Raw genomic sequence first — 25,165 nt, 5'->3', positions numbered from 1 at the left:
CCAGTGGAAAGGAATCCCGTGTCCTCTTCGATTACCCCGCGCGAACGCGTGAATGTCCTGCTGCTGGCCACGGCCCAGGCCCTGTTCCTGATCGCCGCGGTCACCGTAATGACCCTGAGCGGTGTGGTCGGCGAGCGCCTGGCGGCCGATCCGGCCCTGGCCACCCTGCCAGTCGCCGCGATGATGGTCGGCACCCTGATCACCACCCTGCCGGCCTCGCTGTTCATGAAGCGCTTCGGGCGACGCACCGGCTTCCTGCTGGGCACCAGCGTGGGCGGGGCCGGTGGCGCCGCGCTGGCCGCGGCCGGAGTCTTCGCCGAGGCCTTCTGGCTGTTCGTGCTGGGCAACCTGCTGCTGGGGGCCTACCAGGCGTTCGCGATGTACTACCGCTTTGCCGCCGCCGACGTGGCCAGCCCCGCCTTTCGCCCGCGCGCGATATCGCTGGTCATGGCCGGCGGGGTCGTGGCCGCCTTCCTCGGCCCGTGGAACGCGCACCACGCCCAGGCCCTGCTGCCGGGCACGCCCGAGGCCGGACCCTACCTGGTCCTCGGCGCCCTGGCCCTGCTGGCGATGGCCCTGCTGGCCTGGCTGCGCGTGCCCACACCGCCGCCAGAGGAACGCGGGCCCGCCCGGCCGATGGCCGAGATCCTGCCGCAGGGTCGTTTCCTCGTGGCCCTGACCGCGGCCGCGTTGGGTTATGCGGTCATGGTGCTGCTGATGACGGCGACGCCGCTGGCCATGCGCCAGGCGGGCTTCGACATGGGCCAGATCGCCCTGGTGATGCAGTGGCATGTGCTCGGGATGTTCGCGCCCTCGTTCGTGACCGGCCACCTGATTACTCGCTTAGGGGTCACGCGCATCCTGGCGCTCGGCAATGCCCTGGTGCTGTTCAGTGTGGCGGTTGCCGCGCACGGGGAGACGCTGGGGCATTTCTGGCTGGCGCTGTTCCTGCTGGGGGTCGGCTGGAACTTCCTGTTCATTGGCGGCAGTACGCTGCTGACGACCACGCACACCGCCACAGAGAAGGGCAAGGTCCAGGGCGTGAACGACCTGACCATCTTCACGCTGGTCACCGCCGGGTCGCTGCTGGCCGGCGCCCTGCTGCGGCCACTGGGATGGGATGGCCTGAACCTGGCGATGCTGCCGGTGATCGCGCTGCTGACCATTGCCATTGCCTGGCTCTGGTTCGATGACACCCGCACCCAGGCGCGCACCTGACACGCCGAACGCGAACCCCGAACGCACGAGGTTTCCCACTCGCTGGTTGGCTGGCCCTGGTTCGGCATCCGGTGTTTACGGTGGCTTCGTCCAGCCGCCTGCCCGGCGCTGACTCGCGAGCGCACGGCAGTATGCAGACCAAAGGCACGTAAACACTAAGGCCGATCCAGGGCCAGCCACAGCAAGGCAGGTGGCCCGGCAACGGGAAATCAGGGTTCGGCGCGGGGGGCGGATGAGGCGCGGGCACCGCGGCGTTCGCCGTCGACGTCGGTGACTTCGGCGTCGAGGTCGTGCAGGCGGCGGGTGGTCGCCAGCGGCGAGGTGGTGCCGCGCGCGACCAGGCTGTAGGCCGCCGGAATCACGAACAGCGTGAACAGCGTGGCAAACAGCACACCGGAGAACACCGCCACCCCGATCACGAAGCGCGTCTCCTCGCCCGGCCCGGAGGCCAGGATCAGCGGAATCGACCCGGCCACCGTGGTCAGCGCCGTCATCAGCACCGGCCGCAGGCGCATACGGGCCGCCTCGACCACAGCGGTGTCGAAATCTCGCCCGCGGTCACGGAGCTGGTTGGCGAACTCGACTATCAGAATACCGTTCTTGGCCGCCAACCCGATCAGCATGACCATCCCGATCTGGCTGTAGATATTCAGGGTCTGGCCGGTCAGGTGTAACCCAAGCAATGCCCCGACCACCGCGAGCGGCACTGTCAGCATGATCACGAATGGGTGCACAAAGCTCTCGAACTGGGCGGCCAGCACCAGGAACACGACCAGCAACGCCAGCGCAAAGACGAACAGGATTGCCTCGGAGCCCGTGCGCAGGTCCAGCGACTCGCCCTTGTAGTCGATCCCGGCCTCGGCCGGGAGCAGCTCGGCCGCCTTCGCATCCAGGGCATCCAGCGCCTGGCCGAGCGTCATCCCGTCCTGCAGGCCGGCCGTCAGGGTGACCGCGCGGGCTCGATTGTAACGCTCCAGTGAGGAGGGACCGGCAAATTCCTCGTAGGTGACCAGGCTCGACAGCGGCACCATGGAACCGGCTGCCGAACGCACATAGAGGTTGTCGATGTCCCCCGGGGTGCGGCGCTGGTCGGTCAGGCCCTCGATGATCACGTCATACTCCTCGCCGCGATCGACAAAGGTGGTCACGTCGCGCCCCCCGAGCACGATGTCCAGCGTGCGCCCGACATCGCGCATGGACACACCGAGGTCACCGGCACGGTCACGGTCCAGGCGCACATTGATCTGCGGCTGGGTGGGCTCGTAGTCGAGATCCACGCGGGTGAGGCCGTCGATGCCCTCGGCCGCCTCGCGCATGATCTCGCCCCACTCCTCGAGGGTGTCGTAGTCCGGGCCGGAGATCACAAACTGCACGGGGGGACCGATACGTCCGCGCGAGAGACCCTGGCGCATGACCACGCGCGCTTCGACCCCCGGCATCTCTTCGACGATGCCCCGCACCTCGTCGATCACCTCCTGCCCTGACATGTCGCGGTCGTCCCAGTGCTCGAGGATGGCGATCACAAAGCCGTTGTTCATCAGCTCCGATCCGCCAAATCCACGTGGCGTACGCACCAGGGCCCGACGGATGGGGCCGTCCTCGATCAAGGGTTGAATGCGGGTCTCGATCTCGGCCATCTGGCGGCTCATGTAGTCGAAATTGGCCCCCTCCGGCCCATCGACCATCACGAAGAAGGCACCGCGATCCTCCTGCGGTGCGAACTCCTCGGGCAAGGTGTCGAACAGATACCAGGCGGCCGCGAGCACCAGGGCAAGGATCGGCACGATCAGCCAGGCGCCCTTCAGGCCGGTCTGCAGCGCACGCCCGTAACCACGTTCCAGGTAGGAAAAGCCGCGACTGATAAAGCGCGCCGCGCCGGTGTCATCGTCGCCCTTGTGCATCAGTCGACCGGACAGCACGGGCGCGAGGGTGAGTGCGACCAGACTGGAGAAGAACACGGCGATCGCCATCGCGATCGCGAACTCGGTAAACAGGCGGCCGACCGTGCCCTCGAGGAAGGCCAGCGGCACAAACACCGCGATCAGCACCGAGGTAGTTGCCACGATCGCGAAGCCCACCTGCCCGGCACCGCGATAGGCCGCCAGCAGACCGGGCTCGCCCCGCTCGATGCGCCGGTGGATGTTCTCCAGCATCACGATGGAGTCGTCCACCACCAGCCCGACCGCGAGCACCAGCGCCAGCAGGGTCAGCAGGTTGACCGAGAACCCGAACAGGTTGATGCCGATGAAGGCCGCCGTGATCGCCACGGGCACCGTCACCGCCGGGATGATGGTCGCCCGCCAGCTCCCCAGGAACAACCAGATCACGAACACCACCGCCGCCGTCGCCACGGCCAGGGTGATATAGACCTCACGGATCGCCCCTTCGATGAACACCGACTCGTCGTAGGTGGTCACCAGCGAGGTGCCCTCCGGCAGGCTGTCCTGCAGATCGGCGGCCAGGGCCTTCACCCCGTTGGCGACATCCAGCACGTTCGCATTCGACTGACGGATGATCCCCAGGCCGATCATGTCCTCGCGGTTGCCGCGGAACTCGCTGCGTTCGGTATCGGCGCCGATGTTCACCGAGGCGACGTCGCTCAGCCGCACCAGCTGCCCTTCCTCGCCGCGCTTGAGCACGAGGTTGGAGAAATCCTCCGGGGTGCGGTACTGGCGATCGACCCGCACCGTGAACTCGCGCTCCACCGACTCCAGGCGCCCGGCCGGGAGCTCGACGTTCTCCTCCTCCAGGGCATCGGCGATGTCGGTCACGGTCAGTTCGCGCGCTGCCAGGGCCTCGCGGTCCACCCAGATCCGCATCGCATAGCTGCGCGCACCGCCGCGACGCACCAGCGCGACACCATCCACCACCGAGATGCGATCGATCAGGTGACGCTCCGCGTAATCCGCCAGCTCCAGCTGATCCATCGTGGTACTGGAAAGGTTCAGCCAGAGAATCGGGTTGGCGTCGGCATCCGCCTTGGTCACCTCCGGCGGGTCGATATCCTCGGGCAGGTCGCGCATCGCGCGGCTGACGGCTTCGCGCACGTCGTTGGCTGCCGCGTCCAGATCGCGGTTCAGGTTGAATTCGATGGTAATGCGGGACTGGCCGTCCTCGCTGGTGGATTCCACATAGCGGATGCCCTCGATCCCCGCGACCCGGTCTTCCAGCCGCTGGGTGACCTCGCGCTCGATGATGTCGCCACTGGCGCCCGGGTAGACGGTGTCAATCGTGACCACGGGCGGGTCCACGTCGGGGTATTCACGTAGCGGCAGGTTGTCGTAGGCGATCAGGCCGAAGGTAATCAGCAGCAGGTTGAAGACAATCGCCAGGACCGGACGGCGATTGGCGACATCCGAGATAATCATTGCGCGTCACCGGCCTCGCCGGTTTCCAGGAACTCGGGCATGCGCGGCGGCAGTACGCGCACGGACTGTCCGTCCCGCACCCGGGACACGCCCTCGGAGACAACCACATCCCCGGTTTCCAGCCCGGAGAGGATCTCGGCAAAGCCCGGCATGCGGCGCCCGATACGGATCCGTACGCGCTCTACCGTACCGTCATCCAGATGGCGGAAGGTGAAGTGCTGATCGGCCACCTGCTGAACCGCGCCCTCGGGGATGGCGACCCGCTCGACCGGATCCAGCGCCAGGCGCATATTGACCAGCATCCCCGGGCGCAGGATGAGGTCAGGGTTGTCCACCGTCGCACGTACCGTCAGCGTCCGGGTCGACACATCGAGGCGGTTGCTCACCGCCGAGACCTGCCCCTCGAATACCCCGATCGCACTGCGACCATGGACCGTGCTGCCCAGCGGAATCGCGGCCGCGTGCCGCTCGGGGACCGCGAAATCGACCCTCACCCGCTCGATATCGTCCAGCTCCGCGATCGGGGTACCGGGGCTGACCAGCGAACCGGGACTGACCTGGCGCAGGCCCAGCCGGCCGGAGAATGGGGCACGGATCGTGCGGTTGGCCACGCGCGCCTCGGCGGCCGCCAGCCGGGCCTCGGCCTCACTCAGGCGCGAGCGCTGCTGGTCCACCTGCTGCTGTGTCACCACGCCATCGGCCACGCGATCGCGCACACGCTCCAGCTCGCGCTCGGCCTCTTCAACCTGAACACGCGCCTCGCGCAGGGCCGCCTCGGCCTCGTCCGCATCCAGGCGGACCAGGACCTGCCCCGCCTCGACCTCGTCGCCGTCGTCGAACAGGACCTCGACCACGCGCTCGGTCACGTTCGCCGTGACCAGCACTGATTCGTTGGCGCGAACCGTACCCAGGGACTCGACAATGGTTTCGAAGGTGCGCGGCTGCACGACGGAGGTCCGTACCGGGGTGCGGCGATCCGCCTCTTCGGGGGCCTCGTCGGCAGCCTGCGCGCCACCGTTGGTCGGCTGGAATTCGCCCTCGAGCCCGTACCAGGCAGCCACGCCCAGCGCGAACACAGCTACCAAGCCCAGCAACCAACCAATCGCCTTCACCCAGCCAACCCCTCGCTAAAAAGCGGGCCCGAGCAAGCCCGGGCCACCGTAATCCGCGCCAATAGTGTAACGACCGTCACATTTCCGCGGCGTTCCGAAGTTCGGCCGGGAGACCTCCCAGCGGCCGACCGTGCGGCGCACTGTAATCGATCACCGGGCCCTTCGGCACAATGCCGCTGGGGTTCAACATCGGGTGGCTGCCGTAGTAGTGCGCCTTGATGTGATCCATGCGCACGGTCTCGGCCACGCCGGGGCGCTGATAGAGCATGCGCAGGTAGGCCGACAGCGCCGGGAAGTCGATGATGCGCTGGCGGTTGCACTTGAAATGGCTGTAGTAGACCGGGTCGAAGCGCACCAGCGTGGTAAACAGCCGCCAGTCGGCCTCGGTGATCCGGTCGCCCACCAGGAACGGCTGGCGTGCCAGGCGCTCCTCCAGCCAGTCGAGGGTATCGAACAGGCGGTCCCAGGCCGCGTCGTAGGCCTTCTGGCTGGTCGCGAATCCGGAGCGGTAAACCCCGTTGTTCACATTCTCGTAGACGCGCTCGTTGACCGCGTGGATCTCCTCGCGCAGGTCCTCCGGGTAGAAATCCAGCGTATTGCCGGTGATGCCGTCGAAGGCGCTGTTGAACATGCGCACCAGGTCTTCCGACTCGTTGTTCACGATCCGGTCGGTCTGGGTGTCGAACAGCACCGGCACGGTCACGATACCCGTGTATTTCGGATCGGTGCGGGTGTAGAGCTCGTGCATGTAGCGTGAGCCGTGCACGCGGTCACCGGTGCAGCCGTCGCAGTCATCGAAGGACCAGCCGGCGTCGCCCATGTAGTGATGCACCACCGACAGCCCGATGTGCGGCTCCAGGCCCTTCAGCTTGCGCAGGATCAGCGCGCGATGCGCCCAGGGGCAGGCATAGGAGACGTACAGGTGATAGCGCCCGGACTCGGCCGGGTAGCCGCCCTCGCCCAGCGGACCCGCGGAGCCATCGGCGGTGACGTAGTTGCGATACTGCTGGTCCTGGCGCACGAACTCGCCGTTCTCGTCGGACTCCTCTTCCAGCCAGCCTTCGCGCAGTTCGCCGTTGATCAGGAGACTCATGGGGTTCCCTCTGTAGCGGTCCAGCCGCCACCGTTACGGATGATGGGTTTGATTATCCTGTCGAAAAATTCGGAGATAAATCGCGTTATTTCCGCTTGAAGATTCGAAAATATCGAATCAGCAACAAAACGCTGAGGCTCAGGAGGCACGCAGCGTGCCGTCGAAGTAGCGGGCAAGGAAGGTATCGAAGTCCAGGGTATCGGCGGCCTCGATCGCGGCCTGCTCCGCCAGGCTCTGGCGCGCCAGGGCCTCCAGCGTCTCGGCGCGCGGCAGCGGACCGTTGAAGCGAAACGCCTCGCGGTGCTGCGCGGACAGGCGGCTGGCGTAGCGGTAGAAGCCCTCCTCGCGCGCCATCATGTCCTCCAGCATGCGCGCCGAGGGAGTCAGATCGGCCTGTTCGACCTTGCCCCACTGCTCGCTCAATGCACGGCGGTATGGGTCGCCCGGCAGTTCCTGATCGAGGATCGTGGCGACCGGGCGCATCAGGGCCAGCAGCTCGCGCGCCCAGTTCTGCAGCGCGACCTCTCCATCGGGGCGGCGCAGCACAAGCCCCGGACGCCGGCCGTAGTGCGCCACGTCCAGCAGGTTGGCATCGATTGCGTCCAGCTCGCCCGGCTCCAGCAAGGGGCTCGGCTGCAGCAGGCAGGCCAGGGCGAATACCTCGAGAAAACGCAGCTGGGTCTCGTCCACCCCCAGCGGGTGCTGCGCGTTGATGTCCACCGAGCGCAGTTCGACGTACTCGATCCCGCGTGCCTCCAGTGCATCAGTGGGCTTCTCGAAGCGCTCCAGCGGCTGCTTCGGGCGTACGGTGGAGTAGTACTCGTTCTCGATCTGCAGGATGTTGGCGTTCAGCTGGCGGTATTCGCCGTCGACCTTCACGCCGATGCGCTCCCACTCCGGGCTGGGCGTATTGATCGCGCAGCGCAGCGACTCGACATAGCCGGCCAGCGAGTTGTAGTCCGCCTTGATGCCGGTGTCCGCCTCCTTGCGGTTGGTGTAGCCGATGTCACCCATGCGCAGGCTGGTGGCGTGCGGGAGGTAGGAGGTGTCGTCGTCAAAGTCCTCCAGCACCGCGCCGTGGCCCTCGAGGAAGGAATTGCACACCGCCGGCGAGGCCCCGAACAGATACGGCACCAGCCAGCCGAAGCGCAGCAGGTTGCGGATCATGCCCATCATGCGCTCGTCGCGGAACGCACGGTCGTCGTGCTCGCCCAGCACCTGTGCGAGCGCGGGCCAGAACTCGGGACGCGGGGAGTAATTGAAGTGCACCCCGGCAATCACCTGCATCTTGCGCCCGTAACGGTGCCCCAGACCGATGCGGTAAACGGTCTTCATGCGTCCGGCGTTGGACGTGCCGTACTGCGCGACCGGGATCGCATTGTCGTCTGCGGTCACGCAGGGCATGGAGGTGGACCACAGGGTCTCGTCGCCGACATTGGCCGCGGCGAAGGCCTGCAGGTCGTGCAGAAAACCCAGCGTCTCGCGCACATCGTCGAATGGCGGGGTGACCAGCTCCAGCAGGGCCTCGGAGTAGTCCGTCGTGATATTCGGGTGGGTCAGCGCCGATCCCAGTGCTACTGGGTGCGGGGTTAGGGCCGGCGACCCTTGCGGGCCGACGCGCAGCGTTTCTTTCTCCAGACCAATGCGCCCGTGCAGGCCGGTGCCCGCCAGGCGCTCCGCCAACTGCGCGACCAGTCCCTGCAGATTGCGTTCGTCGGTTCCCACTGGGGTGCGTTTCCTGCCTGTCTGCAAACCCGGCGAACATACCGGAATGCGCCCCCGGGGTCACATGCAACCGGCACGGGGTTGCGGGAAGCCCGACGCCCGCGCAACCTTGCCGACAACTATTTGTGCTGACCGGAAGCCACCGAGATGCCCCGTAACGATTTACCCAATGACCTGATGGAACGCCTGAGCGCCCGTGCCCGCCGCGAAGGCCAGGACCCGCAGGCCCTGCTCGAGCGCTGGCTGGATACGCCGGCGAGCGCCGCCAGCCTCTATGTCTCGGCGCCGGTAAACGCCCTGGTCGAGGGGCTTTATCGTGAGGACACGACGATCGCCGACATCCTCGATCGTGGCGATTTCGGGCTGGGTACCTTCAATGACCTCGACGGCGAGATGGTGGTCCTGGACGGAGAGGTCTTCCAGCTGCGCTCGGACGGCCGGGCCTACGCGGTCACCCCGGAGACGCGCACGCCCTTCGCCTGCGTCACGCGCTTTCGCCCGTGGAGCGAGGAAACCATCGACACCCCGATGGACTACGACGGGCTGCTCGCCCTGTTCGACCGCCTGATCCCGTCGCACAACATGGTCTACGCGATCCGGCTGGACGGCGTGTTCGATTATGTACGCACCCGCTCGGTCCCGCGCCAGGACGCCTACCGGCCGCTGGTGGAGGTTGCCCGCGAGCAGCCAGAGTACGAATTCGAGGGCATCGAGGGTTCGATGGCCGGCTTCTGGACCCCCGCGTTCATGCAGTCGGTCGCGGTGCCCGGCTACCATCTGCATTTCGTGGACGCCGACCGCCGCTGTGGCGGCCACCTGCTGGAGGCCCGCCCGCGATCCATCCGCATCGCCCTGCAGCACCTCCCGCGCGTGGATCTGGGCCTGCCCATGACACTGGACTATCTGACCGCGGACCTGTCGCGAGACACATCCGAGGACCTGAACGAGGCCGAACACTGACCTGACCGTTCACACGCGCCTTTGCCTGCGCCCGCTCCGAACATTAGGATTTACTTATTAATTGGCAATCGGAGCGCCCGTGGACCAGGAAATACCACACCGCAGCTGGGACGAGATCGTGGTGGATGCCCTGCGCAAGCCCGCTGCCTGGCTGTTCCTGCTCGGGCTGGGCGCGGGCGCCGGAATGGTGCACTGGGGCGTCGAGCCAGGGCCGCCCGAAGGGGTCCTGATGGTCACCCTGCACAATGACAGCGAGATCGCCATCCGCGCTGTTCATTTCGACTTCGGACACGACCTGTCCGAGTCGTCACTGCGCGAGGGCGAGATCGGACCCGGAGAACGCCGCCGTGTGGCCCTTAACCACCCGCCCGGGGCCGGCTTCAACGTGGAAATCCGCTACGCCGACGGCCATGTACAGGAATTCTGCGCCAACCGCGGCGTGGAGGGCCGGAATCAGGAGGTGCGGGTCTACCGCTGATACCCCGTCGCGCGGCGCACAGCACGACACGGCACAAGTGGATAGCCGGCTCGCCGTGGCCTATAAGCTAAAGCTGCGGGGTGCAGGCGATGCCACAACAAACGGCCGGTATGCTCGACTTCTTTGCGCGGGGGCGCGAGGCGCCGTTCCTGCAGGAGGTCCGCGCGCGCGAAACCCCGCCGATCCCGATGATTGAGAACGCCCACCCGCCGGGCCGCATGAGCACGCCGCCGGTGCGCGAGTTGATGATTAGCGACACCCGCGGGGCGCCCTTTCGCTTTCGGTGCGACATCGGCGCCGGGGCTTTTTCCGGCTGGGCAGACCTGAAGGAGTTCGTGGTGATCCCACCGAACGTCCCTACTTACTGCCAAATGCACGACCCCGCCAGGATGCGTTTTGTCGGTATACCAGCGGGGCTCGCCCGCGCCTGTCTGGAACGCGACTCCGATGACCCGCTGGACTTTGGCCCGCTTCATACCCGCACACAGGCCGACCCTCTGGTGAGTCAGGCCCTGGCGGCCCTTTGGCAGGAGATGGGGCGGCAGGATCCGGCCGCACGTCTGTTCGTGGAGAGCATGATCGCGGTGCTGGTTGTGCGCCTTGCCCGTCTCGCGGATCAGCACCAGGAGCTGGAGGCGCGCCGCGCCGGCCTCGCGCCGCACCAGTCGGCACGCGTCATCGAGTACATGCGCGGCCATCTGGATCACCGCGTCACACTGGGCGATCTGGCCGCCCTGGCGGGGCTGTCGCCCTGGCACTTCGCGCGCGCCTTTCGCGAGACGCACGGCCTGCCGCCGCATCGGTACCTTACGCGCCTGCGTCTGGAACGGGCCCGCGACCTGCTGGCCGACAGCCCGCTAAGCGTGACCGAGATCGCCAGCGCGACCGGGTACTCGCCGCAGCAGCTGGCCCGCCACTTCCGCCGAGCCTTCGGCGCAAGTCCGGCCGCCTACCGGCGCCTCCACACGGGCAGCGCCACTTAAGGCCACACGGCCTTTCCGGCGCCAGCCTCGACCTGACCCACTCGCCAGCGGCGGGGCATTTGCCGCAAGAAAGCGCCATCCGGCGCAAGTTTGTAACCGCGCGGGGCGGCCCCGCCTCCTAGGCTCGAGACAAAGCCATCCGGCGCCACCCCGAGGCCGGTCCATGTCTTCCGTCCCGCAAACCAGAGCAACGCCACGGACTGCCGAGGCCTTCGGCGAGCACCTGATCGAGGTGCTGAACCACGGCGCATTGTGTCTGATGCTCTCGGTCGGACATCGCACCGGGCTGTTCGACCAGATGCGCGACCGCCCCGCCGCAACCTCGGAGGAGATAGCCACGGCCGCGGGCCTCAACCCGCGCTACGTGCGCGAATGGCTCGGCGCGATGGCCACCGGCGGCTTCGTCACCGTGGATCCGGAGGGCCCGCGCTTCGCCCTGCCTGCAGCGCATGCCGCCTGCCTGACCCGGGCCGCCGCGGCCGACAACCTGGCGGTGTTCGCCCAGTACATCGGCCTGCTGGGCGGTGTGGAGGACCGGATCGTGAACGCCTTCCATACCGGCGAAGGCATCGGATACGAACACTACGTCCGCTTCCACGAGGTGATGGCCGAGGACAGCGGCCAGTCTGTCCTGTCGTCGCTGGAGAGCGACATCCTGCTGCTGGTGCCGGGCCTGACCGATCATCTCGAGCGCGGCATCCGCGTACTGGATGTCGGCTGTGGCAGAGGACGCACCCTCAACCGGCTGGCGATGCTCTACCCCCGCAGCGAGTTCACGGGGCTCGACCTGTCGGCGGAGGCCATCGAGCAGGCCCGTGCCGAGATGCAGACCATCGGCCTGGACAACGTGGTATTCATCCAGGCGGATGCCGCGGCGCTGGAACGCCACGTGCCGGCGCGCCAGTTCGACCTGATCACCACTTTCGACGCCATCCACGACCAGGCCGATCCGCTGGCGGTCCTGCAAGGCATCCACCGCGCGCTCGCGCCCGAGGGGATCTACCTGATGCAGGACATTCGCGGCTCCGGCGCGATCCACGGCGATCTCGACCACCCCCTCGGTCCCTTCCTCTACACCGTCTCCTGCATGCACTGCATGCCGGTATCGCTCGCCCAGGGCGGCCCGGGGCTGGGCGCGATGTGGGGCGAACCCCGGGCCCGCGAGTACCTGGCGCGCGCCGGCTTTCACGACATCCAGGTCCATCGACTCCCCCACGACCCACAGAACAACTGGTACGTGGCCACCCGATAACCCCGCGAGGAGGGATCACCATGACCGACACAAGTCTCTACGAACGCCTGGGCGGCGAGGCACGCATCCACGAACTCGCCAGCACCATCTTCGACAAGCACACGCAGAACACCACCATCCGCAACCGCTACGTCGACGCAGATCGCAATGACGTGATCCGTCTGGTGACCGAATTCATCTGCAACGGCACCGGTGGGCCGCAGGCCTACAGCGGACGCGACATGCTGACCACCCATCGCGGCATGAACATCAGCGAGGAGGAATTCGTCGCGGTGGTCGACGACATCGTCGAGGCCCTGGATGAACACGGGGTCGGCCAGCGCGAAAAGGAGGAACTGCTGATGATCTCCTGGTCGCTGAAGCCGGAGATTGTGCGGGTCTGACACCAAAGGAGGAACGAACCATGAAAACCCATTCACCCATCACAGCCCTTGCGCTGCCTGCCGCGGTCGCCGCGACCCTGGCCCTGACCGCCCCGGCGATTGCCGCCGAACCCGACGACCACTTCATCATTCACGACGCCGAACAGTCCCGCGAGGAACTGGCACGGACCATTCGCGAGTTTGCCGAGAACGAGGAGGACTGGATCTTTCTGGCCGAATTTGGCCTGGCCGGTGGCGACATCACGGCCCTGAAGGTCTGCTATCTGCCACTCGGCCCGGACATCGTGGATGCCGGTCTGCACGTCGGCGCAATGATGCCCTGCGGCCATGTCGGCCTGTACGAGGAGAACGGCAACACGAAACTCTCGATGCTGCACCCGAAATTCATGACCACGCTACAGCCGCATCCGAGTCTGGAGCGGGCAGTGGAACGCGCCGAGCCGGCCTTCGAGACACTGCTGGACCATGCCCTGGGGCCGCGCCCGCAAGGCAATGAGCCGTAGCCATACGCCAACGATCCGCGGCGGTGCGGCCCACGCCTGGCCACAGGCACGGGTCTCCGGACAGAGACGGTCCGGAGACCCGCCAGCCGGAATAGTCCTGAAGGAGACGCTGGTTTAATTGCGCAAACCGCTTGTCACAGAACCGTCACCTTCGCGTTGTACGCTGGCGCGATGAAGCACTCACTTTCACGCCACTGGGCCGGGGCCGGCGCCGATCTCTGGCTTCTGCTGCAAACGGTCGACGAAGTGGAAAAGGCACAGCGACTGGCCCGGGTCGCCGGCTGGGTGCTGGCGCTCGCCGGTGCGGTCGTCGTCGCACTCGGCCTGCTGATGCAGCACACCCCGACGATGCTGGAGGGGACCCTGGTCGCACTGCTCGCCGTCATCGGCGGCTGGCTGCGCAGCCGCATCGCCGCCACGCTCCTGATGCTGCTGATGGCGCTTGGACTGGCCACCGGCCTGGCGGCCGGAGCGGCGACAGGAGGCCTGCTACTGCAGGTGGCCCTGTTCGGTGTGGCCCTGCGTATGGTCGAAGCGACCTTTCGCTTTCGCCAGCGGCATACACTCGAACAGCGCCATAACGGTCAATAGTTCCCAGAGCAAACGGGGCTTCACCGCGGAGACTTGAACCCGTCCCGTGGGCCAGACAGGATGAGGCTTTCCATCCGCGAAGGAACCGCGCACGCGATGTCTGTCGTCGCCCGTCTGCAAACCCGCCTGCGGCGCTTTATCTGGCCCGGCTGGGCCACCCGTGTCCTGGGGTCGCTGTCCATCCCGGGGCTGATTCTGGCCACGCTGTTCTTCGCCGCCTCGCTGACCCCGAGCCTGATCCCGCGTACCGACGACGTGCAGGGCATCCTGTCCGGTCTGTCGCTGGCCGCGGGCTACGGGCTGGGTGTATTTTTCCACTGGCTGTGGTCCTACCTGGAGCTTCCCGAGCCCAGCGAGCGCGTACACAACACCCTGGTGCTGATCGCCGGCGGCGGGGCCGCACTGATCGTGCTGGCCTTTCTGTGGCAGGCCACCGAGTGGCAGAACACCATCCGCGAGCTGATGGATCAGGAGCCGGTGGACGGGGGCTTCCCGGTCCGCCTGGGGCTGATCGCCGCGGCCGTGTTCGCAGCGACCCTGGCCGTCGCCCGGCTGTTCCAGTTGCTGGTGCGCTTTCTCGCGCAGCACCTGCGGCGTTTCATCCCGCGCCGGCTGTCGAACGTGATCGGTGTGGTGGCGGCCGCGGCGGTTTTCTGGGCCGTAATCGACGGCGTCGTGCTGGAGTACGGCCTGCGCACAGCCGATCGCAGCTTTCAACAGTTCGACGTACGCGAGTACCCCGGGGCCGAGCAGCCAACCAACCCCTCCCGAACGGGCAGTACCGAGTCGCTGATCTCCTGGGAAGAAGGCCTGGGTCGTCAGGGCCAGCGTTTCGTCAACGACGCCCCGGCTGCGGCCGACATCGCGGACTTTACCGGTGAAGAGGCCCTGGATCCAATTCGGGTGTACGTCGGGCTGAATGCGGCCGAGGAAATCGAGGAACGGGCCCGCCTGGCCCTGCAGGAACTGCTGCGGGTGGATGCCTTCGACCGCTCGGTTCTGATCCTGGCGACACCGACCGGGCGCGGCTGGGTGGACAACCGCGCAATCGCGCCGGTGGAGTACCTGCATAACGGCGACATCGCAACCGTCGCCGTGCAGTACTCCTACCTGCCGAGCTGGCTGTCGCTGATGTCGGAATCCCAGTACGGCCACGAAACGGCCCAGGCCGTGTTCGCGGAGATCTACAGCTACTGGAAACAGCTCCCCGCAGATGCACGCCCGGAGCTTTACCTCTATGGCCTGAGCCTGGGGGCGCTGAACTCCGAACGCGCGGCGGACCTGTACGACGTGATCGGCGACCCGTTCAACGGTGCGCTGTGGGCAGGGCCACCCTTCCGCAGCGAAACCTGGCGCGACATCACGCGCCAGCGTCAGCCGGATTCCCCGGCGTGGCTGCCGCGTTTTCGCGACAGCTCGGTGGTGCGCTTCACCAATCAGCAAAACCACCTCGACATCCCCGGTGCCTCCTGGGGTCCGATGCGCATCGTCTACCTGCAGTACGCAAGCGACCCGATCACCTTCTTCGAGCCGCAGGCGCTGTACCGCAAGCCCGAGTGGATGCAGTCACCGCGCGGCCCGGATGTCTCGCCAGACCTGACCTGGTACCCGGTCGTCACCATGCTGCAGCTGGCCGTGGACGTGGCCATCGGCGATGCCGCCCCGCGTGGCTACGGACATGTCTATGCCACCGAGCACTACATTGACAGCTGGCAGGCGGTGACGGCCACGGAGTGGTCGGAAGACGAACTCGAGTGGCTGAAACGCCACCTGACCGACTAGTCGGAAGCCCCCTGTGGAATCAGGCCGCGCTTGCGGAGATTGCGGCCGGTGATGCTGACCGCGCCCGCCACGCATCCCGCGTACAACAGCGCAACAACACCCAAAATTCCGAGGAACACGGGGTCCAGTGCGTTGCCTTCGGCCCATACCAGCAAAAATGCAACGGGAAGTTGCGTACCCAAGAGCACGGCCACCATCACCGCAATCACCCGCCACTTCTCGGAGCGCGACAGATAGCGCCCGTTCCTGCGCCCGAAGGCCTCGCACGGCCACATGACCGCCAGCATGAGTATCGCAATGCCAAGTGGCGTACCGAGCTCCTCCAGCTCGAAATACGCAATCACCACCATTGCCGCAATCGACAGCGAGAAATAAAGCAGTACAAACCGCGTCAGCAGATTCTTGATAGACATGATCCCCTCCCTGGGCGTGCATCGACCGCACCATCCTGTGCGGCCCGAATGACATCTGAAATACTCCGGCCCCGCGATCAGGGCACGTCGCTACTTCTCGGCAAACTCGGCGTCCTCGATGAGCACGGGATAGGTATAGCCCGCGCCGAAGTCACGCTCCAGCACCAGCGTCCCCGTCACCGAGACACGATCGCCGACCTCGGGCAAATCGGTGGACGTAATCGTGATGTAGTCACCCTCGCTGCCGGTTCCGTCCACGAAGTGGATGAAGTTCACCCCCATGATGTCTTCGTTGACCCGGCCGACGATGCCCTCCAGGCGCACCGGCTCGCCTTCGAGTTCGGCCGGCGCCTGATTCAGCTGCTCGACCGTATGGACCTCATCCGCGGCCACTAAGGGCGCCCATAGGGCCGCCACCAGCAACCCCGCCACGATTCCTGCTTGCTTGCGCATCCACTCCACTCCATCGCTTGTCTGTGGCAGCCACACGGGCCACCTGAACGAACGATTCTGGCATAGAACGACCTCACCCGCGCACCCCAAGCACAGATGAACTGTGCCACCATTCGGTGCGCCCGGATCCGCTCGATTCCGGCGCACTCACAACAATAAAGGGAGAACACCCATGCACCGAAAAACTCGTCTTTTCGCCGCCCTGACCGGAGCCTGTGCATTCCTGACTCTGACCGGTACCGCCCAGGCCAACGCCTTTCATGGCCCCTACGTCGGCGGCCAGCTTGGCTGGGTGGGATACGACATTGACTACCGGGAGAGTGGAGATGAGCGCATCTCCGGTCTGAGCGCATCAGGCTTCACCGGAGGTGTGATGACCGGCTGGGGTACGGTTATGGACAATGGGCTTTACCTGGGCATCGAGCTTGACGCTCAAACCGAAGACGCCGACCTGACCGTACGACTGGATGATGCCGAGCTGGGAGTGGACAGCAAATACAGCTACGGCATTACCGGCCGGCTGGGCACCACCGTCAATGACACCGTCCTGCTTTACGGGCTGGCCGGCTACCAGCGTTCGCGCCTCGATTATCGCCTGACCGACACTGACGAGGATGTGTCCATTCGCTTCAAGGACAACCTGAATGGTGCACGCATCGGACTGGGTGTTGAATATCAGCTGGAGAGTCGCCTGTTCATGCGCGCCGAGTATTCCTACACCTTTATGGAAAACGAACGCTACCGGGTTGAGGGCGAAACCCTGCGGGTTGACCCCGATGCCCAGCGCTTCATGATTGGTCTCGGCTACCGCTTCTAGCGGGACCCTGCCCCGCCACCCAAGCGGGTGGCGGGACTTCATCCGACGGGCACCGTGCCTCGTTGATGCCCCGTCAGATGCCGCTTCAAGCCCTCCGCGGCCCTGTTGACGATCAGATACAGACAAGGGACTACCAGCAACGTCAGGATTATCCCGGCAATCAGGCCGCCGACCACGGTCAGCGCCAGCGGGCGCATGATCTCCGCACCCTCGCCCAGGCCGATCGCCAGCGGCAGCATGCCGAGCACCGTGGTCAGGGTGGTCATCAGGATCGGACGCAGGCGCAGCGCGCCGGCCTCCACTACCGCCCGTGCCGGACTCAAGTCACGCAGCCGCCGGCCCTGTTCGATGTACTCGACGAGCAGGATCGCGTTGTTGACCACCACCCCGATCAGCAGGATCGCCCCGATCATCACCGGCGCGGAGACCGGCGTATTCGTGGCCCACAGGATCGCGACCACGCCAATCAGCGACAGCGGGGCCGCCGCCACGATCACCAGCGGGTTGGCCAGACGCTCGTACTGCACCGCCAGCACCACCAGCACCAGGAAGATCGCCAGCGCCACGACGGTGGCCATCTCGCGCTGGGTCTCCTGGATGGTCTCCCACTCGCCCCCGATCAGCAGACTGTAGTGCTCGGGTACCTCCACCTCGGCCAGACGCTGTTCGACCTCGGCCATCACCGAACCGACGTCGCTGACCTCGGTATTGATATCGCCGTTCACCCGCACCACCCGGCTCTGGTTCTCGCGCTCGATATGGGCGGGCCCCTCGCCGATCTCGAACTCGGCCACGTCGGCCAGCCGTACGGGATCGCCGTTATCACGGAACAGGATCATCCGTCCCAGTGTGGCCGTGTCCTGTACATCCTCGCGCGGCAGGCGGACGCGCAAGTCGTATTCGCGGTCATCGCGTACATACTGGGTCGGTACCGCACCCTCCACCGCATCGCGGATCGCCTGACCGACCGTGCCCACCTGCAGGCCCAGCGCGGCCGCGCGCTCGCGATCCACGTGTACGCGCAGAATCGGGCTCTGGTCCTCGCGCCCGACCTCGACGCCCTCAAGGCCCCGGATGCCCTCCAGGCGCCCCGCGATCTCGCGGGCGATGGTGCGCATCTCGGTCAGATCCGCCCCCACCACGCCGATCGACAGGTCGTCGCCAGTCACGCTGAACTGCAACCCGTCGATACTCGGCGGGCGCACGGTAATCCGCGCCCCGGGCAGGTCCAGTTCGTCCATCGCCGCCTGTGCCTCGGCCACCCATTGCCCGGCGGTCATTTCACGCTGTCCGGCCGGGGTGAGCTGCACCGTGAGATTGGACGTCCCCGGACGCTCGTTGACCACGCCACCCCCCAGGTGCCCGCCGACCATGGCGAACACGCTCTCGACATGCGGCAGCTCCTCGAGTGCGGCCTCGATGTCGCGGGCGGCGGCATCGGTCTCGTGCGGCGGTGTACCCGGCGGCAGGACCATGCGCACGCTGACCTGACCATCGTCCACCTGCGGCAGAAACTCGGTGCCCAGCTCCCCGCCGACCTGTACCGCACCAACCAACAGGACCCCGGCGGCGCCCAGCACCACCCAGCGCGCGCGCAGCACCTTCGGCAGCAGACGCCGGTAACGTCGGCGCAGGCCCTGCACCCCGCGGTCGAAGCCGCGCAGCAGCCAGGTCCGGTCCAGCCCGCTCTCCCAGCGGATGCGCGCGAGCAGGGCCGCCAGCATCGGCACCAGCGTGATCGCCGTGGCCAGCGTGGCGATGATCGCGAACGACAGCGTCAGGATCAGCTCGCGGAAGATCAGCGCCCCGATGCCCGTAATCAGCAGGAACGGGAGTACTGCCGCGAGATTGGTCAGCGTGCCGGCGGTGACCGCCGAGACGACCTCGCCCGCCCCGTGGTGGGCGGCCTGCTCCGGCGATTTTCCGAGCTTGTCACGATGGCGGATGATGTTCTCCAGCATCACGATCGCGTTGTCGAGCAGCAGCCCCACGCCCAGCGCCAGCCCGCCCAGGCTGATGATGTTCAGGGTCAATCCGCCCAGCCCCATCATCGCGAAGGTCGCCATCAGCGCGATCGGGATCGACAGCCCGATGATGAAGCTTTTGCGCAGACTGCCGAGGAACAGGAACACCGCCAGCATCGCCAGCACGCCACCGAGGACTGCAGCAGTGCCCACGGAGGACACCGCGCCACGGATAAACGGGGCCGAGTCGCTGACCACCTCCCACTGGATGTCCTCGGGGATAAACCCGGAGCGCTCCAGCCGCTGGAGCGTCCCGCGCACGGCATCCACCGACTCGACGGTATTGGCCTCCGGCAGCTTGAATACCGATACGCGCGCGGCCGGGGTGCCATCCAGGCGGATGAACAGGCGCTGCTCGCGGTGGCCGTCGCGCACCTCGGCCAGCTCGCCCAGGCGCACATGCGCCGACTGCGGCCCCGGCAGCGGGATCAGCACGTTGCGCACATCGTGCTCGGAGGTGAACAAGCCCTCGGTCTTGGCCATCACGTCAAAGGTGTCGGAGGTCACCCAGCCACCAGCCACCTCGCGGTTCTCGTCCGCCAGGGTCTCGCTGATCGCGGCCAGCGACAGGCCGTAGCCGCGCACCCGTTCCTGGTCGAGGATCACCTCCAGCTCGCGCTGCTGGCCGCCGGAGGCCTCCACCGAGGAGATCCCGTGGATGGCGATCAACTGTGGCGCCAGCTCGTGCTCCACCCAGTCACGCACCGCGGTCTCGGAACGCACGGTGGAGGAGAAGCCAGCCTCCCAGATCGGATCCTGCGACGGGTCGAACTTATACAGGCGCAGGGATTCGAAATCGTCCGGTAACTGGGTGCGCGCCAGCTCGAGGTGACGCGCCGCATCCTGCAACGCCAGATCCAGGTTGGTCCCGTACTCGAACAGCAGGTTGACGTTGGTGCGCCCTTCGGAGGCGCGGCTGTAGATCCGGGTCAGGTTCTCGGTCGCCGCAAGATTGCGTTCCAGCACCCGTGTGACCTGCTCCTCCATGACCTCCGGGGCGGTGCCCGGGTGGTTCACCGTGACCCGGATGTGCGGGTACTCGACATGCGGCAGCAGGTCCACCGGCAGGCGATCGACAAAGAACATGCCGAGCACGATCACCACCGAGGCCAGCGCCATGATCGCGACCGGCCGGCGGATGGAGAAGCTGGTCACCCGCCCGTGCGGGCGCTGGGAGTCCCCCGCATCGGCCATGCCCTAGCCCCGCCAGCCGACAATGCGCACGCGCTGACCCTCGCGCATGTCGATCGGATTGGTCGCCAGCACGATCTCGCCTTCCTCCAGACCCTCGGTAATCTCGGTCCAGGGGCCCCGGGTCACGCCGGTCTCGACCGTGCGCCGTTCCAGCTGTTCATCCACCACCACGTACACATAGCGCGCGTCATCGTCCTCGCCGATCGCCGCGGCCGGCACCGCCAGGGCGTTCGGGCGCTCATCAACGGTCATGCGGATGCGTGCGAGGTTACCCGGACGCACGCCGTTGTCGGCGGCCTCGGCCGGCAGCGCGATCTCCACCGTCACCTGCTGGGAATCCGGCGAGGCCGCCGGGAAGATGCGACGAATCTCGGCGACGTAGTCAGCATCAGGAAAGGCGTCCAGCCGAATGGGCACGTCCTGGCCCACGACCAGGTCGCGCACGTCCAGCTCGGACACCCCGGGTCGCAGCACCAGCGTAGTAATATCGACCAGCTCCAGCAGCGCATCGCGCGCAGCGACGGCCTCTCCAGGCTCCACCATCCGCTCGGTGATCACGCCGTCGCGGCCAGCAGCGAGCGCCCCGTAATCGACCCGCGCCTGCCACAGGGCCTGCTCGCTCTCGGCCGAACGCAGCGCGGCGCGGGCCCGTTCGTAGCTGGCGCGGCTGGAAATCCCCTCGTCACGCAACTCGGAACTGCGCGCGTATTCCAGCTGCGCCTCTTCGGCATGGGCCTCGGCGCGCGCCAGCTCCGCCCGTTCCTCGGAGACATCCAGTTCCACCAGGGTCTCGCCCTGCTCGACCCGGTCTCCTTCCTCGACATGGACGGCCTCGACCACGCCATCCGCACGCGCCGCCAGACGCACCCGCGCCATCGGCTCGACCCGCGCGGAGAGGCGCAGCTCGCGCGACAGATCCCGCGGCTGAATCTCCAGCGCCGCGATGGGCGTGGCCGCCTCGGCGCCATCGTCCGCCGAGTCGGACTCGGCGGTATCCGTGCAGCCCGAAAGCAACACCAGCCACAAAGCCCCAAAGGCGAAACCCGCAATCTTGCTCACACACCCTCCGACAACCGAGCAGCCGCTCGCCCTGGTCTCTGGTCCGTCCCCATCGTAGCGCCCAGGGGAAACATATGCCGGCTCGACCCGGCGGCAACCAGGGCGCAAACATGCGACGATGACCGCATGCACGATACACCCCATTATCCGTTGCGCGGTCTGCTCAAGCGGCTGATCGAGCCCTTTGCGGCGGGTCATTCCGGCCACCTGGTACTGGGCCCCGATGAATGGGAGACCCTGCGACGCCAGGTTCCGTTCATCGCAAGTCTGTCGCCCGAGGAGGCCGAGCGCCTGAAAGCGCTGATCGAGGAGATCCTGGCTACCAGGGAATTCGTGGGCATCGAGTCCGAGCCGACACCAGGGCAGTGCCGCATGATCGCCGCCTACGCGGCACTGCCGGTCCTGGAGCTGGGGCTTGCCCCCTACCGTGACTGGCGCACGCTGGTGCTGTATCCGGATACCTTTGTGCCGGAACACGAATGGGTGGACGAGGACGGCATCGTGCATCAGGGGGCCATGCCGCAGTCCGGCGAGGCCTGGGAGCGCGGACCGGTCATTCTGTCCTGGGCCGATGTCGTTCGCGACGGTGCCGTCGTGGTGCACGAGATGACCCACGTACTGGATGCCGGCAACGGCGACGTGAACGGCTTCCCGCCCCTCGCGCGCGATCACTCCGCCGCAGACTGGACCCGCGACTTCACCGCGGCCTACGAGGCGTTTGTCGAGGCCGTGGAGAACGACACCCCGGAAGACCAGCTACCGCTTGACCCCTACGCCGCGACCGCCCCGGAGGAGTTCCTGGCCGTGGCCGCGGAGGCCTTCTTCTTCGAGCCGCAGGGGCTGCGCGAGGCCCTGCCGGCGGTCTATGATCACCTGGCCCGGTATTTTCGCCAGGAACCGCACCGTCGCGCGGCGGCCATCGCCACGCAAGGGACCCACTTGCCACACGAGATCTCCGCATGAAGACCCTGTCACCAAGCCTTTTCCTGCTCGCCATGCTGTGGTGGATCATCCCCGGCAGCGCTGTCGCGGTCGACGACCTCGACAGCCGCTACGTGACCCTGGAACCCGTGGTGGTCAACATGGAGTCCTCCGACCGCGCCCGTTACCTGCAGGCCAAAATCCAGCTCGAGGCTGCGGAGATGGAGGATGCCCGCGAGATCCGCGGACACATCCCGGCCGTGCGCGACCGGCTCATTCGCATCCTGGGGGGCCGCTCGCCCGACAGCCTGCGCGGCAGCACGGCCCGCGAGGACTTGCGCCAGGAGGCGATGGAAGAGCTCAACGAGCTGCTGGAGGAACTGACCGGCGCCCCGCGCATCGAGGCCCTGTACTTCTCGGACTTCATCCGCCAGTAGTAACGCGCGCCACCGGCCGGACAAAGAAGACCCCGGCAGCCAAGATCTGCCGGGGCCCAAGCTGCCCGACGGAGGACCGGGCCGGGGTCCCGCCAGGGACCCAGTTCATCCTGCCAAGATCAGTGCGGCCGGTGCAGCAGCGGCATCTCGCCACGCTCGACCATGTGCCGGATCAGGGTCGCCCGGCCAGGTTCTTCCTGCTCCAGCTCGGCAGCACACTGTGAATCCTGGTGCGTGGCCTCGGCCAGCAGCACCTCGAGCTCACGCAGGTCTACCTTCGGCTGCTGCAGATCCTCCGGCTTCGGGTTCTCCACCATGTGGGTCTCCCAGAACATGCGCGGGTGCCAGCAGTGCAATTGCGCATCCGGGTGCTGAAAGAGTTCGACACAACGACGATTGAGTTCCTGTGCATTCATTGCGAATGACTCCTCGTGCCGGTGTATTCACTCTCCTGTATAGACCCCCGAATACCCGAGTGCAAGGCTCGGATATTAGACCTGACCCACAGAATCCCCGCGCGCTGACTCGAGCGCCTCCAGCGCCTCCATCCATTCAGCCTCGGCGTCCTCCAGACGCGCACGCAACTCGCCCTGCTCACGGGTCAGCTCGGCCAGCCGCCCCGCATCATCTCCGGTGTACAGTGCGGGATCGGCCATCTCGCCCTCGATCGCCTCCAGCTGCTGCTGCAACTCACTACAGGCCTGCTCCGCCGCATCGGCCCGCTTTTGCAGTGGACGCAGCGCCGCGCGTGCCTGAGCAGCCTGCTGGCGGCGCTCCTTCTGCGAACGCGGTGCTTCCGGCGCGCGCGACGCTGATGGCGCGGAGGTGTCCGGCGTCTCCCGTTCGCGCTGCAATTCGCGCGCGTAGTCATCCAGATCGCCGTCAAACTCGGTCAGACAGCCATCCTCGACCCGCCAGAAGCGGTCGCAGACACGTGCCAGCAGTTCGCGGTCGTGCGCCACCACAACCAGTCCGCCGGCATAATTCTCCAGTGCCTCCGCCAGGGCCTCGCGCATGTCGAGGTCCAGGTGGTTGGTCGGCTCGTCGAGCAGCAACAGCGCGGGTGCCTGCCAGATGAGCATCGCCAGCACGAGACGCACCCGCTCGCCGCCGGAGCACTGCCCGACGGGGTCGTCCGCACGCTCGCCGGGAAACCCCATGCCGCCCAGGAAGTCACGCAGGCGCTGTTCCGGTGCGGCGGCATCCAGCCGTGTCAGATGGGTCAGGGGCGAGGCCGCAAGGTTCAGCTGCTCGCGCTGATGTTGGGCGAAGTAGCCCACCCGCAGGCTGGGCTCGACGCGCCGCTCGCCCGCCGTCGGCGCGAGCGTGCCTGCGAGCAGGGAGAGCAGTGTCGACTTCCCGGCGCCGTTGGGTCCCAGCACGCCGATACGATCCTCCGGGCGCAGCCGCAGGTCGGTCGCCCGCAGGCGGCAGGTCTCGCCGTCGCAGACCTCCGCCGCCTCCAGCGCCAGCAGTGGATCGGGCAGGTGCCCCGGCGTCGGGATCTCCAGGTGGATCGGGCGCGCGGCGCGGATTACCGCCACCTCGTCCAGCCGCTCGAGGCGCTTCAGTCGACTCTGGGCCTGGCGCGCCTTGCTCGCCTTGGCGCGGAAACGGCGCACGAAGTCCTCCAGGTGCGCGCGCTCGGCGGCGACTTTCGCCGCCGCCGCCTCGCTTTGTGCCGCGACCTCCGCGCGTCGTTTCTCGGCCTGGGTGTAACCCCCGCTGTAAAGCTCGATCCGTCCGCGCTCGATATGCGCGATGTGCGTGACCACCGCATCGAGGAAACGCCGGTCGTGGGCGATCACGATTACGGTGCCCGGATAGCGCGCCAGCCAGCCTTCCAGCCAGACGATAGCCTCCATGTCGAGGTGGTTGGTCGGCTCGTCCAGCAGCAGGAGGTCCGAGCGGGTCATCAGGGTCCGTCCCAGACCGAGCCGCATCCGCCAACCACCGGAGAAGTCGCTCATCGGGCGATCGGCATCCTCCGGCGCAAACCCGAGACCGGCCAGCAGCCGACGCGCCCGCGCCTCGGCGGACCAGCCATCGACCGCATCGATGGCCGCATACAGTCGCGCGTGTTCCGCACCGTCCTCGACTGACTCCAGCTGCCACTCCAGGTCGCGCAGCTCGACATCGCCATCGAGTACATAGTCGACCGCTCGACGAGGGCTGCCCGGGACCTCCTGCGGGAGGTGGGCCACCACCCACTCCGCCGGAACCTCGACATGGCCCGCATCCACGGAGAGTTCGCCTTGCAATGCGGCCAGCAACGAGGACTTGCCGCAGCCATTCGCCCCGGCAAGCCCTACGCGCCAGCCGGCGTGAACAGTCAGATTGCTGTGCTGCAGCAGCACCTGCCGGCCACGCCGCAGCTCGATATCGGAGAGTCGGATCAT

At 66.8% G+C, this 25,165-nt stretch carries 22 protein-coding genes; 12 read left to right on the top strand and 10 right to left on the bottom strand.

The genetic code is table 11. The features are described 5' to 3' along the window. The first annotated feature begins 18 nt into the window (after positions 1 to 18). Positions 19 to 1,218: an MFS transporter gene (locus F579_RS0110520; protein WP_019023261.1), complete on the top strand. Its 1,200-nt coding sequence runs from the start codon at positions 19 to 21 to the stop codon at positions 1,216 to 1,218. Between the two features lie 209 nt (positions 1,219 to 1,427). Here the strand turns inward: F579_RS0110520 and F579_RS0110515 are convergent, their stop codons facing one another. The 4 genes from F579_RS0110515 to gshA all read right to left on the bottom strand — a co-directional run bounded on the left by F579_RS0110515 (position 1,428) and on the right by gshA (position 8,516). Continuing rightward, positions 1,428 to 4,586: an efflux RND transporter permease subunit gene (locus F579_RS0110515; RefSeq protein ID WP_019023262.1), complete on the bottom strand. Its 3,159-nt coding sequence runs from the start codon at positions 4,584 to 4,586 to the stop codon at positions 1,428 to 1,430. After that, a complete protein-coding gene (locus tag F579_RS0110510; protein WP_026300969.1) occupies positions 4,583 to 5,698 on the bottom strand; it encodes an efflux RND transporter periplasmic adaptor subunit in 1,116 nt (371 codons plus the stop codon). The genes F579_RS0110515 and F579_RS0110510 overlap by 4 nt, the downstream gene beginning before the upstream one ends. Before the next feature lie 76 nt (positions 5,699 to 5,774). Then, a complete protein-coding gene (locus F579_RS0110505; RefSeq protein WP_019023264.1) occupies positions 5,775 to 6,791 on the bottom strand; it encodes a glutathione S-transferase family protein in 1,017 nt (338 codons plus the stop codon). A gap of 138 nt (positions 6,792 to 6,929) precedes the next feature. Beyond that, positions 6,930 to 8,516, bottom strand: a complete 1,587-nt coding sequence (gene gshA, locus F579_RS0110500; RefSeq protein WP_019023265.1) for a glutamate--cysteine ligase — start codon at positions 8,514 to 8,516, stop codon at positions 6,930 to 6,932. Between the two features lie 147 nt (positions 8,517 to 8,663). Between gshA and budA the strand changes: the two genes are divergently transcribed. The 8 genes from budA to F579_RS0110460 all read left to right on the top strand — a co-directional run bounded on the left by budA (position 8,664) and on the right by F579_RS0110460 (position 15,448). Beyond that, a complete protein-coding gene (gene budA / locus F579_RS0110495) occupies positions 8,664 to 9,476 on the top strand; it encodes an acetolactate decarboxylase (protein WP_026300970.1) in 813 nt (270 codons plus the stop codon). Between the two features lie 79 nt (positions 9,477 to 9,555). Then, the gene (locus tag F579_RS0110490) at positions 9,556 to 9,954 is read left to right on the top strand and encodes a hypothetical protein (RefSeq protein WP_019023267.1); all 399 of its coding nucleotides are present in this window, start codon (positions 9,556 to 9,558) and stop codon (positions 9,952 to 9,954) included. A 110-nt stretch (positions 9,955 to 10,064) separates the two neighbouring features. Next, complete coding sequence (locus tag F579_RS0110485; protein ID WP_019023268.1) at positions 10,065 to 10,937, top strand: helix-turn-helix domain-containing protein; 873 nt, start codon at positions 10,065 to 10,067, stop codon at positions 10,935 to 10,937. 163 nt (positions 10,938 to 11,100) lie between these two features. After that, positions 11,101 to 12,189, top strand: coding sequence for a class I SAM-dependent methyltransferase (locus F579_RS0110480; RefSeq protein ID WP_019023269.1), 1,089 nt, complete (start codon positions 11,101 to 11,103; stop codon positions 12,187 to 12,189). A gap of 20 nt (positions 12,190 to 12,209) precedes the next feature. Next, complete coding sequence (locus tag F579_RS0110475) at positions 12,210 to 12,572, top strand: group 1 truncated hemoglobin (protein WP_012983690.1); 363 nt, start codon at positions 12,210 to 12,212, stop codon at positions 12,570 to 12,572. A 20-nt stretch (positions 12,573 to 12,592) separates the two neighbouring features. Next, entirely contained in the window at positions 12,593 to 13,075 is a 483-nt protein-coding gene (locus F579_RS0110470) for a DUF302 domain-containing protein (RefSeq protein ID WP_019023270.1), read from the top strand. Between the two features lie 171 nt (positions 13,076 to 13,246). Then, on the top strand, positions 13,247 to 13,666 hold the full coding sequence (locus F579_RS0110465; RefSeq protein WP_019023271.1) for a hypothetical protein: 420 nt from the start codon (positions 13,247 to 13,249) through the stop codon (positions 13,664 to 13,666). A gap of 96 nt (positions 13,667 to 13,762) precedes the next feature. Continuing rightward, a complete protein-coding gene (locus tag F579_RS0110460) occupies positions 13,763 to 15,448 on the top strand; it encodes an alpha/beta-hydrolase family protein (RefSeq protein ID WP_019023272.1) in 1,686 nt (561 codons plus the stop codon). Here F579_RS0110460 and F579_RS0110455 read toward each other — a convergent pair. Together F579_RS0110455 and F579_RS0110450 are read right to left on the bottom strand one after the other, a co-directional pair. Further along, positions 15,445 to 15,861 carry an ABZJ_00895 family protein gene (locus tag F579_RS0110455; RefSeq protein WP_018137916.1) on the bottom strand — a complete coding sequence of 139 codons (417 nt, stop codon included), beginning with the start codon at positions 15,859 to 15,861 and terminating at the stop codon, positions 15,445 to 15,447. The genes F579_RS0110460 and F579_RS0110455 overlap by 4 nt on opposite strands. 90 nt (positions 15,862 to 15,951) lie before the next feature. After that, a complete protein-coding gene (locus tag F579_RS0110450; RefSeq protein WP_019023273.1) occupies positions 15,952 to 16,314 on the bottom strand; it encodes a hypothetical protein in 363 nt (120 codons plus the stop codon). Between the two features lie 172 nt (positions 16,315 to 16,486). Here F579_RS0110450 and F579_RS0110445 point away from each other — a divergent pair, with 172 nt between their 5' ends. Continuing rightward, positions 16,487 to 17,131, top strand: coding sequence for an outer membrane protein (locus tag F579_RS0110445; RefSeq protein WP_019023274.1), 645 nt, complete (start codon positions 16,487 to 16,489; stop codon positions 17,129 to 17,131). Between the two features lie 38 nt (positions 17,132 to 17,169). On the opposite strand, the gene F579_RS0110440 is transcribed toward F579_RS0110445, so the two are convergent. Together F579_RS0110440 and F579_RS0110435 are read right to left on the bottom strand one after the other, a co-directional pair. Continuing rightward, complete coding sequence (locus tag F579_RS0110440; RefSeq protein WP_019023275.1) at positions 17,170 to 20,349, bottom strand: efflux RND transporter permease subunit; 3,180 nt, start codon at positions 20,347 to 20,349, stop codon at positions 17,170 to 17,172. Positions 20,350 to 20,352: 3 nt separating this feature from the next. Further along, the gene (locus F579_RS0110435) at positions 20,353 to 21,369 is read right to left on the bottom strand and encodes an efflux RND transporter periplasmic adaptor subunit (protein WP_038029798.1); all 1,017 of its coding nucleotides are present in this window, start codon (positions 21,367 to 21,369) and stop codon (positions 20,353 to 20,355) included. Positions 21,370 to 21,534: 165 nt separating this feature from the next. Here F579_RS0110435 and F579_RS0110430 point away from each other — a divergent pair, with 165 nt between their 5' ends. Continuing rightward, a complete protein-coding gene (locus F579_RS0110430) occupies positions 21,535 to 22,371 on the top strand; it encodes a zinc-dependent peptidase (RefSeq protein WP_019023277.1) in 837 nt (278 codons plus the stop codon). Further along, positions 22,368 to 22,766, top strand: a complete 399-nt coding sequence (gene fliL / locus F579_RS0110425; protein ID WP_019023278.1) for a flagellar basal body-associated protein FliL — start codon at positions 22,368 to 22,370, stop codon at positions 22,764 to 22,766. Before F579_RS0110430 ends, fliL begins: the two co-directional genes overlap by 4 nt. 119 nt (positions 22,767 to 22,885) lie before the next feature. On the opposite strand, the gene F579_RS0110420 is transcribed toward fliL, so the two are convergent. Both F579_RS0110420 and F579_RS0110415 read right to left on the bottom strand, forming a co-directional pair. After that, positions 22,886 to 23,182 carry a hypothetical protein gene (locus F579_RS0110420; RefSeq protein ID WP_012983699.1) on the bottom strand — a complete coding sequence of 99 codons (297 nt, stop codon included), beginning with the start codon at positions 23,180 to 23,182 and terminating at the stop codon, positions 22,886 to 22,888. Positions 23,183 to 23,257: 75 nt separating this feature from the next. Further along, positions 23,258 to 25,165, bottom strand: a complete 1,908-nt coding sequence (locus F579_RS0110415; protein ID WP_019023279.1) for an ABC-F family ATP-binding cassette domain-containing protein — start codon at positions 25,163 to 25,165, stop codon at positions 23,258 to 23,260.

The organism is Thioalkalivibrio sp. ALJ21, from assembly GCF_000378605.1.
Classification (GTDB): domain Bacteria; phylum Pseudomonadota; class Gammaproteobacteria; order Ectothiorhodospirales; family Ectothiorhodospiraceae; genus Thioalkalivibrio.
The sequence above is the reverse complement of the archived record's forward strand: the minus strand, read 5'-3'. Positions and strand labels throughout refer to the sequence as shown.

What these genes read in the sequence shown, in the direction of transcription:
- fliL (WP_019023278.1), top strand. Translation starts at nt 22,368, where the DNA reads ATGAAGACCCTGTCACCAAGCCTTTTCCTGCTCGCCATGCTGTGGTGG.
- F579_RS0110440 (WP_019023275.1), bottom strand. Translation starts at nt 20,349, where the DNA reads ATGGCCGATGCGGGGGACTCCCAGCGCCCGCACGGGCGGGTGACCAGC.
- F579_RS0110450 (WP_019023273.1), bottom strand. Translation starts at nt 16,314, where the DNA reads ATGCGCAAGCAAGCAGGAATCGTGGCGGGGTTGCTGGTGGCGGCCCTA.
- F579_RS0110485 (WP_019023268.1), top strand. Translation starts at nt 10,065, where the DNA reads ATGCTCGACTTCTTTGCGCGGGGGCGCGAGGCGCCGTTCCTGCAGGAG.
- F579_RS0110470 (WP_019023270.1), top strand. Translation starts at nt 12,593, where the DNA reads ATGAAAACCCATTCACCCATCACAGCCCTTGCGCTGCCTGCCGCGGTC.
- F579_RS0110430 (WP_019023277.1), top strand. Translation starts at nt 21,535, where the DNA reads ATGCACGATACACCCCATTATCCGTTGCGCGGTCTGCTCAAGCGGCTG.
- F579_RS0110475 (WP_012983690.1), top strand. Translation starts at nt 12,210, where the DNA reads ATGACCGACACAAGTCTCTACGAACGCCTGGGCGGCGAGGCACGCATC.
- F579_RS0110415 (WP_019023279.1), bottom strand. Translation starts at nt 25,165, where the DNA reads ATGATCCGACTCTCCGATATCGAGCTGCGGCGTGGCCGGCAGGTGCTG.
- F579_RS0110445 (WP_019023274.1), top strand. Translation starts at nt 16,487, where the DNA reads ATGCACCGAAAAACTCGTCTTTTCGCCGCCCTGACCGGAGCCTGTGCA.
- F579_RS0110465 (WP_019023271.1), top strand. Translation starts at nt 13,247, where the DNA reads ATGAAGCACTCACTTTCACGCCACTGGGCCGGGGCCGGCGCCGATCTC.
- F579_RS0110505 (WP_019023264.1), bottom strand. Translation starts at nt 6,791, where the DNA reads ATGAGTCTCCTGATCAACGGCGAACTGCGCGAAGGCTGGCTGGAAGAG.
- budA (WP_026300970.1), top strand. Translation starts at nt 8,664, where the DNA reads ATGCCCCGTAACGATTTACCCAATGACCTGATGGAACGCCTGAGCGCC.
- F579_RS0110515 (WP_019023262.1), bottom strand. Translation starts at nt 4,586, where the DNA reads ATGATTATCTCGGATGTCGCCAATCGCCGTCCGGTCCTGGCGATTGTC.
- F579_RS0110455 (WP_018137916.1), bottom strand. Translation starts at nt 15,861, where the DNA reads ATGTCTATCAAGAATCTGCTGACGCGGTTTGTACTGCTTTATTTCTCG.
- F579_RS0110460 (WP_019023272.1), top strand. Translation starts at nt 13,763, where the DNA reads ATGTCTGTCGTCGCCCGTCTGCAAACCCGCCTGCGGCGCTTTATCTGG.
- F579_RS0110420 (WP_012983699.1), bottom strand. Translation starts at nt 23,182, where the DNA reads ATGAATGCACAGGAACTCAATCGTCGTTGTGTCGAACTCTTTCAGCAC.
- F579_RS0110480 (WP_019023269.1), top strand. Translation starts at nt 11,101, where the DNA reads ATGTCTTCCGTCCCGCAAACCAGAGCAACGCCACGGACTGCCGAGGCC.